The 2,304-nt window shown below is 47.4% G+C and carries 2 protein-coding genes and 1 pseudogene; 1 reads left to right on the forward strand and 2 read right to left on the reverse strand.

Translation table 11 applies throughout. The annotated features are described in order from the left end of the window. Window positions 1-804, reverse strand: an 804-nt coding sequence (locus GC098_RS16815) for an NAD-dependent epimerase/dehydratase family protein (protein WP_171644278.1), incomplete at its 3' end; no start/stop codon positions are given. Between the two features lie 446 nt (window positions 805-1,250). Here GC098_RS16815 and GC098_RS41940 point away from each other — a divergent pair. Further along, window positions 1,251-1,388 (forward strand): annotated as a pseudogene (locus tag GC098_RS41940) (transposase); the annotation flags it as partial. Here GC098_RS41940 and GC098_RS16820 read toward each other — a convergent pair. Continuing rightward, complete coding sequence (locus GC098_RS16820) at window positions 1,377-1,766, reverse strand: TetR/AcrR family transcriptional regulator (protein WP_171644279.1); 390 nt, start codon at window positions 1,764-1,766, stop codon at window positions 1,377-1,379. The pseudogene GC098_RS41940 and the gene GC098_RS16820 sit on opposite strands and share 12 nt — an antisense overlap. Window positions 1,767-2,304: the final 538 nt, after the last annotated feature.

Genomic DNA, 2,304 nt, shown 5'->3' on the forward strand with positions numbered 1-2,304 from the left:
CCAGCCATATTCAAGTCGAGCCTTGGCATTCGACGCGCCACGCTCGCCACGCTCCCTACCCGGTTTATAATCCGGCTTTGGTGCGCCCAATGCACATGCATAGACCGGAAGCCATTCCGTTGCGGCAGCTGGCTCGTCGTCCACGATATTAACCGGGCCAGAAGGCCAACCCAGCGCAAGCACAGCCGCGTTCGCTGCATCCTCTACATGAATGAAGGAACTGACTCCATCGGTTGCAGGCACTTCCTTTCGCAGCACTTGTTCCGCTATATGCCCGTTACGTTCGTTCCATGTTCCCTGTCCATAGAACATACCATACCGCAGAATCACATACTCCGGCATTTCCACAACGGCTCGTTCCAACGCTACCACACCGTCCACCAACCTATTCCGTGGCTCGGGCGCGTTCACATCCAAAGGAATATCCTCCGAAGCAGGCCGTTCGCCCGGTTCGTATGCCCACGAAATGCTTTGAGCGACGATGCGCTTTACCCCTGCCGCCAAGGCGGCGTCGACCAGATTCCGGGTTCCTTCCTTTCGGATTCTGGAGTTCTCGGCAAAGTTCATGGTACTCAATGAAGTCAGCTGATGAATAACCACATCTGGCCGAACTTCGGCTACAGCCGTAATGACGTTCTCACGGTCGTATACATCGGCAACCAGTACGCTAACGCCCAGTCTTGCCATAACACGGGCATTACTTTCGCTGCGAGTTATGGCCACTACCTCATGACCGGCCTGCAGTAGCTTTGGAAGTAATAGCCGGCCGACTGCCCCGGATCCTCCCGCTACGAAGATTCTCATACATTTTCCTCCCTGCTTGTAATCACATTTTTGGAGAGACTTAGGCCGTCCTCACATACAGGAGGCAATGAAGAAGATGATTTCGTGACATTTTCAGCAAAATTTTAACTTTTTACTTTAATCGACCGACAAGATGAGGGACGTCTTCGCCCAAGCATCCACATTACTTGCATACTATAACATGATCTGCATATTACCACCTCCAGCAAATCCAAATATCCTTTAGCAACTCTCGGCTATATAATTCTGTAATCGTTCATATTCTGCCCGTTCGTATTATGAGGTCAGCCAGTTTTTACTGGTTGACCTCTTTTGTATATGAGCATTTTGCATAAATCTGAGGCCTTGCTAGACAAAGGTTTTTGAGCATAAAAAAGGGACTTCACCCCGACTTGGAGAAGTTTTCAAGTGACCAAACAAGAAAAACCCAAGGGAGGGAAGTCACTTTGTATATTCTCCAAGAAAGTCTATTTTCCTTTGAAGAACTTCAAAAACTTGAATTCAAAGAACGCTTGCCTATCTTTTTCAACTCAATCGACTTACGGCCTTATACCAGAGAATTGAGAAACAACTCACCCCGAGGCGTACAAACCGATCAGAAACTGGGTGAGTGCGTCTTCCAGCGGCTGGTTCGGCTTGATTGATGCAAGCAGCTTATCCATGCTTTCCATCTTCGCCTCCTGCCCCTCGGTGAAGATCGTCTCCAAAATTTCCTGTTTCCCGCCGGGAAAATAATGATACAGCAGACCGTCGGTGATGCCGACGTGCTTATTGATCATCCGCATTGAGGTTCCGTGAAAGCCATGCTCCCCGAACAAGTCCTTGGCACCTTGAAGAATCTGTACTCTGCGTTCCGCCGCCTGCAGGTCTCTGCTCGTCCGGGGAATCCTTTTCACTGCATTCGCCTCACTTTTCTTTGATTTCATCAACGATTGTATAACGAAATAGCAAACGATTTTCATCCGAAAGTAAATTCAGCCTGATGTATCCACTGGGGCTTCATACAACATATGAATCGAAGCGTAACGAGGATTGAATAACAACCGGTCATTGTTCCCCCATCCTTCCTCTCCCCATTCAAGCCATCTGATGAGAGAGTCGTCTTTTTACTCAAATGAATAATTCCATTCAGAACCACTGAGTTCAGGTAATATTTTCCATTTCACGTCCACATTAACAAGTAAACGGAGCCCCAAGCATCTTATCGCTTAATAAATAAGGAATGCTATTATCGCAATTTGGACAGGCATCAACCAGTTTTATCTGGTGAATCGGACAGTATTGTAGACGTGCAAGATATGGAACAAATTAGGTGTTCATTCTTCACCTCTGTTCCTGCCTGCCCTGTATACTGCCCAAGCCATCATCTCCTCCGTGTAGCTTCTTCTCTCACACTTAGCCAAGGGTGAAATCCTGTGAATTCATAAGACTGAGTGAGAAAACTGAATCATTTCGAGGAAGCGTGATTAAATCCGAGCTTATCACCTTCATTAACTACAT

Origin of the sequence: Paenibacillus phytorum (assembly GCF_013141715.1) — a bacterium.
In the GTDB taxonomy this organism is placed as follows: domain Bacteria; phylum Bacillota; class Bacilli; order Paenibacillales; family NBRC-103111; genus Paenibacillus_E; species Paenibacillus_E phytorum.

Bases quoted from the DNA above. Each gene is read 5' to 3' on its own strand.
- GC098_RS16820 (WP_171644279.1), bottom strand. From the start codon at position 1,766: ATGAAAATCGTTTGCTATTTCGTTATACAATCGTTGATGAAATCAAAG.